This window comes from Mesorhizobium sp. ArgA1 (assembly GCF_053714375.1).
Window position 1 is genome coordinate 1 of sequence record NZ_JBSKBQ010000053.1, and the last position, 7,186, is coordinate 7,186.

At 57.8% G+C, this 7,186-nt stretch carries 4 protein-coding genes and 3 pseudogenes; 1 reads left to right on the forward strand and 6 read right to left on the reverse strand.

The window, feature by feature from the left end; genetic code table 11:
- The 4 genes and pseudogenes from ACWGTI_RS31795 to ACWGTI_RS31810 form a co-directional block, all read right to left on the reverse strand.
- Positions 1 to 215: pseudogene (locus ACWGTI_RS31795) on the reverse strand (IS5/IS1182 family transposase); the annotation flags it as partial.
- 256 nt (positions 216 to 471) lie between these two features.
- Entirely contained in the window at positions 472 to 984 is a 513-nt protein-coding gene (locus ACWGTI_RS31800; protein ID WP_454578653.1) for a tetratricopeptide repeat protein, read from the reverse strand.
- A gap of 21 nt (positions 985 to 1,005) precedes the next feature.
- Positions 1,006 to 3,117, reverse strand: coding sequence for a type III secretion system export apparatus subunit SctV (gene sctV, locus ACWGTI_RS31805; RefSeq protein ID WP_454590593.1), 2,112 nt, complete (start codon positions 3,115 to 3,117; stop codon positions 1,006 to 1,008).
- 315 nt (positions 3,118 to 3,432) lie between these two features.
- Complete coding sequence (locus ACWGTI_RS31810; protein WP_454578655.1) at positions 3,433 to 4,323, reverse strand: SctD/MshK family protein; 891 nt, start codon at positions 4,321 to 4,323, stop codon at positions 3,433 to 3,435.
- A 1,044-nt stretch (positions 4,324 to 5,367) separates the two neighbouring features.
- On the opposite strand from ACWGTI_RS31810, the pseudogene ACWGTI_RS31815 reads away from it, so the two are divergent.
- A pseudogene (locus tag ACWGTI_RS31815) lies at positions 5,368 to 5,518 on the forward strand (IS110 family transposase); the annotation flags it as partial.
- Between the two features lie 143 nt (positions 5,519 to 5,661).
- Here the strand turns inward: ACWGTI_RS31815 and ACWGTI_RS31820 are convergent.
- Both ACWGTI_RS31820 and ACWGTI_RS31825 read right to left on the reverse strand, forming a co-directional pair.
- Positions 5,662 to 5,845 (reverse strand): annotated as a pseudogene (locus ACWGTI_RS31820) (hypothetical protein); the annotation flags it as partial.
- 230 nt (positions 5,846 to 6,075) lie between these two features.
- Complete coding sequence (locus ACWGTI_RS31825; RefSeq protein WP_454590594.1) at positions 6,076 to 7,038, reverse strand: hypothetical protein; 963 nt, start codon at positions 7,036 to 7,038, stop codon at positions 6,076 to 6,078.
- Positions 7,039 to 7,186 lie beyond the last annotated feature (148 nt).

The following is a 7,186-nucleotide window of genomic DNA, read 5'->3' on the forward strand; positions in this document are numbered from 1 at the left end:
TTCGCTGTCTGGATAACCAACACCTTCAGCATCATGACCGGATCGTAGGGCGGTCGGCCACCGTGCGGCCCGCTCGTATAGGCAAGCGCCTTTTCCAGATCAGCCCGAAACGCCTCGAAGTCCACAACCCGACCATAGGCTTCGAGCTGATCGCCAAGATCGCTCAACCGCCGAAGCCGGTCATCGACATCGAAGAAACCAGGTGCAGTTCCCATAAAAGCCCCCCTCGCCATCAAGTGCCGATGGAATCACAATTCGGGAGAAATGGCGAGGTTAATAGGAGCGTCCAGCTTTGCGCTGACGTTGCCGAACCAGGCGCGCCCGCGGACCGAGGAGCGGCATGAGAAAGCGCGCGTCGTCGCTTCGGGCAAGCGAAATGGACCCCAATTTTTGGACAACGAGTTTAGCTGGTCCTAAGAGCCCGATTTGCGACCGCTTCTGACAGCGCGTTGAGTCGGGTGCATTGCACAGCTATTGCGACGGTACCAACGCGCTCGGTTCGGACTTCCCGTCAGACGCCAGGGACAGGTCGAGATTGTGTTGCAACATCTGATTCCCTGGCTCCGTTTTGAGAGCTTGCCGATATAGCGCTTGTGCCGCCTCATGCCGGCCCTGAATATCCAAGACAGCTCCTTTCGCATTCAATGCACGCACATTACCTGGGTCCGCAACTAAGACTCTGTCGAGTACTTGAAGCGCCCCGTGCTGGCGTTTCTGCGCCAACAAGAGTTTCGTAAGACTGATTGCCGCATCGACATTATCCGGATCCTGCTTCAAATCCCGCAAAGCCCGCTCTTGAGAATCCTGCCCGACTGCGCGCAAAATGCGTTCGCGCATAGCCGGATCGATGTGATCGGCGCCGAGCAACGCTGGTGGCGCCGTCTCCTTCACTGAAAGAGCTGGCTTATTCCAACTGGCGCAACCGCCCAGAGGCAGGATGGCGAGCGCGGCAAAGAGAGCTGAGTTCAAACGAAATGAAATCATGTTCGGTTCTCACACCTTTCATCAAGTGCTTTGGCTGTCAGTGGACGGCAACGCGGATATCGCGAGATTCCCCTGTGGATCCACAGTTGGTTCTAGGCGCAGCTTGACGGATCCGGCCGGTTGAATCGTGAAGTCCGACGCGAGGTCCTGATAAGACAGGACAGCAAGATCAATCCCGTTTCGCGTTAGAAAACCGCGGACGAAGCGTCGGACATCGATCGAAGTTAATATGACAGGGCGAGCCTGATCCGGCGCTGTACTGGAAACGATGTGACGCATCTGTGATAGTAGCGCTTCGCTCTGGCTATCATTCAATGCAAGGTGGGGGCCTGCAGCCGAATCCCGAGCCGCACTGCGCACCACACCCTCGGTCTCACGTTCGATGATGAAGGCGGGAACGATTCCGTTTCCGTTTGCATAGCGGTGACAGATCTGCCGCTTCATACCGGAACGAACGTGTTCGGTGAGAAGGGCGACATTTTGTTCACGTTCGCCCCATTCGGCCAATGCCTCCAAGACGACGCGAGTGTTGCGGATCGGGATACCTTCATCAAGCAGGCGGCGCAGCACATCGGCAATCCTGGGGAGCGGCGTCGTGCGCAACACTTCCTTCACCAGGTCAGCATATTCCTGCTCCATCCTGCCCAACAATTGGCTGGTCTCCTGGATTCCGACCAAGCGCGGTGCATAGCGGGTCAACGTTGCTTGGACACGCAACGCGATGCGTTCGCTGGGACGGAGATGCCCGACGCCGGCGGCCTGGAGAGCCCGTGCGTGGCCTTGTTCGACCCAGATTGTGTTCGTTTCCGGATCATTCCGGAAAGGGATACCGGTCGATTCAATGCTTGCCAGACCGTCTTTTAGCGTTAGCTGTGTCGGATCAATCAAATCCTGTGCAACCGGCACGCCCTCGATATCTATCCTGAATTGCGACTCGGGCAGCTGCTGATCGACCGCGATAGGGATGCGGGGAACGATGATGCCGAGATCGGCCGAGACTAATTGCGAAGCGCGTGCAAAGTGCTGTTGTAATTCGACTTGGTCGATCGCATGCATCAGGTTGAGCGCTTGGAAGAACGCAATCGGACACGCCTCTGCAGGCATGGTTTGGTTTTTAGGCTCCACTGGGGCTGCAGCTGTAGGATCGACATTGTTGGCGCCTATCACATTTCCCTTGACAGTGCTTGCCGCCGCGAAGATCGCGGCCAAGATAAGAAAGACGGGCAGGGGGAAACCGGGAACGAACCCCATCGCAACCAAGACCGAGGCCGCCAGCCGCAACGCTCGCGTACTGGCCGTGAGTTGAGTGACTATGTCGGTCCCAAGGTTGAGGCTCCCAGCCCCAGTCACACGAGTGACGATGGTCCCCGAGGTAATTGAGATCAGCAGGGCCGGAATCTGCGAGATGAGCGCATCACCTATAGTAAGCAGGGTATAGTGACGCAGCACCTCGCCGAAAGGCATACCCTTCGAAAGCAGGCCGATCGAAATCCCACCCAACATGTTGATGAAAATAACCAGCAGCCCGGCGATGGCGTCGCCCTTCACGAATTTCATCGCGCCATCCATAGCGCCGTAAAGTTTGCTTTCCTTCTCTAATGCGCCGCTCCGCCTGCGAGCTTCCTTGGCATCGATGTGGCCGTTCCGTAACTCTGCATCGACCGCCATTTGCTTGCCCGGCAGAGCGTCGAGCGTGAAGCGCGCCGCCACTTCTGCTACGCGTTCCGCGCCCTTCGCGAGGACCATGAACTGCACCATGGTCACGACCAGAAATATGACGATCCCTACGACGATATTGCCTGAGATCACGAATTCACCGAACGTGTGGATGATGCTACCTGCCTCCCCTTCGGCCAGGATCAGTCGCGTGGTTGCGATGGTGAGCGCCAGACGGAACACCGTGGAAATCAAGATGACGCCGGGCAAAGAGGAAAATTCAAGTGGCGTGCTAATATACAAAGCAACCATCAGCAGCAGTATTGCCAAACCCATATTGAATCCGATCAGTGCGTCGATCACTACGACAGGTACTGGCATCACCATCATAGCTATGGCCAGAAGCAGCATCAGCGCGACCATTAAGTCCGGGTTGGCAGGCGCGCGCTCGAGGAGGTTACGCATGATGTTGGCCATGGAGACCCCTTTGTGATCGTTTGAGAATCGCTCTGCTGCTACGCAGCTTTCGAAGACACACCCCGCGCTGGCAACGCTTGAGATTGAGAGACCGCGAAACGCGCCAGTCACCGGGTGCATCCAGTCTGTCCAGGACCGTCAGGGTCTCGCCGCCGAAGCCGTCCGAGATGAGCGCATAGGCTCAGTACACGCCGAAACTGGTTCCGCAGGACCACAACGCCTTCACGCACCCCAATTACCGAGGGCGACATTGTAGGTGTGGCGGCTTGGCATCGGAGTTCTCCTTTGATCAGGCCCTGCGAACCTGGAAACTTTTCAATACGGGAGAAAAGCGATGCGGCCATTTCGGCTCAGCAGTACGCGGCTGTCCTCAATCCGATCGACAGTCCATCCATCGTCCAAAAGGGCCCCGACGAAATACTTCTCGCCATTGATGACAATATACGGCGAGGGCCCACGCCAAACCGCCTCGACCGCGATTGCGGATGGCGCCTTCTCCTCTTTGGTGATCACCCCATTGACCAGTGTTAGAGCGCCCTTCGTGTGATGATCGAACCACTGCTGAACCTGCTGCCAACTGGTGGCCGATGCAGACGTGACGGTGCCTTCAGCGGTAACAACACCCTTTGCGGAGCCTATCTTAATGTTGAGCAGGCCTGCTCTATCGACTTCCTGTTGCAGGTCTTTGGCCGCTGCCACGGTAGGCGGATTGTCGGCGAAGTTGTGGGTAGGTTTGGATTCAAGTTTGGCATCAGGTGAATTGGCGCTCGATGCACCGGCGCTGCCGTAGTAGGAGAAAATCGCTGAGAGCGCGCCGATCCCGACCGAGCCCAGTAACACGAAGGCTAGTACAGGGATCGAGTGGCGTGGTGTACCGCTGGAACCAGCTGGCGCTGCACCCTGTGCCGACCAGAGTATGGACATCGCGCCTAGGTGAATGACGACCGGAAGTGGAACAACAATACCCTCGCCTGCGGCAATATTCCCGCTGCCCTTCACGTTGAGTTCGGCGGCAAGGGCCTCGACCTCGATCGAATTGGCAAGAAGAGTGACCCGAAGATGATGCGGCGCGAGTCCCTGCTCGACGAAGATCAGATCGGCATCGAGCCCACTACCGATTACGTTCGTTTCTGGAGCCAGCTTACCGGTCAGTCCGCAGTAAAGGCCCGATAGAACTTCGAAATGAAGGCAAACCGTGTCATTCAAGAATAATCTTCCGAACAAGGAGAGAAGCCGCACGGCAAATTGCCGTGCGGCTCATTACAGTTTCACATCGCACCAAGGGGCGCGAACGAGGCTATTTGAGCCACGCTTCAGGCATTACTGAACGCGTTCGTCGGCAACCTTCTTGATTGTCGTGAGCTGCGTCGTAACAGTGCGCAACTGCATACTCCTAGCCGTAGCCTCCGCGCTAACGGCTGCTAGCTCCGCGATTTGAGCCTGGAACGCAGCAGCCCCACCGGCTGTGGTCGCTGCGTTTGCAGCAGTCGAAAGGCCGGCACTAGCAGCGCTAGCAATGGGACTCGAAACATTAGGCATATTATTTCCCTTTCTTCGAATTGTGCCGTTATCAACGGCCACTATTACCTGACGAGAACCATCCAGCGTCAGGTATCCTCTTCCGTCTCTGCCATAGTTTCCTCGGCATCAGCCATGACATCGTTCATTGTAGTTAATGCAACGGCGGTCAGAGCCAGATGGAAGGCTTCTTGTTCGGACGCAGATTGCGAGCCGTCGCCAGAATTGAGCGGGATGTCCGTCCGATCGCGTCCCCTAACCGGCCCGTTAGGATCGCCCGGGTGGTTAGGATTAGCCGGCGTTTTAGCACCAGAAGGTCCGCCAGGTCCGTGTGGCGGTTGTCCATTCGAAGGTCCATGACGCCCTGCACGGGCAAGGGAAGCACCGAAGCTGCCAATACTTCTAATTCCTGCGACCATCATGTACTCCGGCGTTTATCTTCATTCGTCGAGGGGCGGCCATGTCCTGCAGGCATCCACCTCCTCAGGTTAAAGCCGCCAGCTGTCGACAAGCTGACGAGGGTTAGAAAAAAACGAGCGCCAAATCACAGTTGTGGGCGATCTCCCCCTCGTATTGAGGCAGACTTCTAACCAACATCATTCTGACGGCGAAGCGCGGTGCGCTTCTACTGCACGACACCGGTTAACGTGTCTTGACATGACAGCTACGAAAGACGGCCGGCTCAAATCGGAATCGGTGACCTGCCCACCATCGGAATACGCAGTCTATAAGCAAATGCTGCAAGCGGGACTGGCGCTGGGCCCGCTGGAGACGCGGCATGCGCGACGCCTTCAAGGCGAGGCCGGTGAAGTCGGAGCGCAATGACGCGCGTGGGATCGCGCAGCTTAGGCGGCTTGGCTGGTTCCGACCGGTGCATTGCAAAGTCGCTGCCCGCGCAAGAGGAGCGCGCCGCTGATGGCGCGCAAGCTCATGAAGCTGCAAACATGAGGAAGTTATCTGACTACAGTGATCGAACGCGCCTCCCTAATTGAGACCCGGGTTTCCCTGTGGCGAGTTCGCTACCGCTCATTGTGCCGGAGGGTCTGGCAGGGCTCCTGCCACTGCTTTTCTATCGAGGCCGTTTTGGGCCTCGTATTCCTGAACGAGTTCCTGCCTGACGGCGGTCATCTGCCCGCCAGGCAGGTCGGATCATGGCGCCGGGCATGAGCTTGGGGACGGGCTTCTCGCCGAAGGCATTGGGAATGATCCTACAAAAGCCCGCCAAACCCTGTGCCGCCATCGATGCTGTGGCACGGTGCGATCACATCCGGGTACTCGTCGACGGCACGCCCGCAGCAAATGACCTCGGCCGACCAACGCGGTGCGGGCCTGCATCGTCGTTCACTCCGACGCTCGCTTGGGGCGGATTCGCGTTGGCGACTCGGCATCCCCTTCAGGCCCACGTCGGCCAGCAAACTCACGGATTGGGTGCCCGGCTATCTATTCATTACCCACGCTCTTGTACGGATTTGCCTCGCTGGCTGTCCGGTAGTCCTCCAAATTGCCGCCCAGAAACAAGCGCTCGGTCTCTCGGGTCGGCGTTCTACCCAGCGAGCACATCAGATCCACATCCGCGTCGATGTTGTCCTGATCCTCGACATTCATTCCGAGCCCAATACTGCTCAGCACGTCGTCTGGCGTCCAGACTGCAGACTTCGGGATGGTGTACGTGTGCAGCATGTTCGCATTGTGGGCGATCGCTCGCGCCCAAGGGTCGCGCGAAACGGCCAGTTTTGAGGGGTCCTCGACCAACGACACGAAAGGAGAGACTGCTGTCTTACCCCGCATATGCCAACCAGCTTGGCGCGCCCGGTCCGTGGGATATCGCTCCAGAGGATCTCCTACAGAAGAATGATCCCGCGCCGTGTTGCGGGCATGGGATATTGCGCTCGTGTTGGCTTCGGTACGCGGCTTGCAATCGGCATCCTGATTCTGAAAGCGATGCAGCTTGACATATGACGACCTGGCAACGTCGTCGAAAATGCGATCCCGATCGACAGGACCGTCGGGAGCGGCGATGGCTGGTGTCCACCGCGCTGTTTGCTGCGCGGCCAGGCTGATCTCGTTTTTGAGCGCCCCCAGAGTGGCACCCGTCAGCGTTGCGGCAAGCTGGGCGCACGCTCTCGAAAATGATGCGGCCGGGTAGCGTTCGGTTTCCGTCGGCGCCTCGTTCAGCGCAGCCGAGGACCTGCGTATTTCGGAATCTGTGGGAGCAGGAGCAGTACCCGTTGTTCGGTTGACCGAATGCAAGTCATGTAGCTGCTGTTCGAAGTTCGCTTGATCCTCGGACGGGTGTTCCGATGAGGTGATTCGTGTGCCCATGTTGTCCACTCGGTGCGGCGGCGGTGCGGGTTCGTGAGCTTTAGTCGGGGCTGCTGCGGCATTCCGTGGAGCGATATTCATTCGTTTCCTCGTCGAGATCCTAGTGGTTTGTGTACGCGTTGCAGAGTCAGCTTTCGAGAAGCTGAAGAACCGTGAGCGTCCGGTGAGCGGATTTTGGTTAGGTGCGGGATTGGCGCAAGTTACGACACAGATGATTCATTTGTGACGT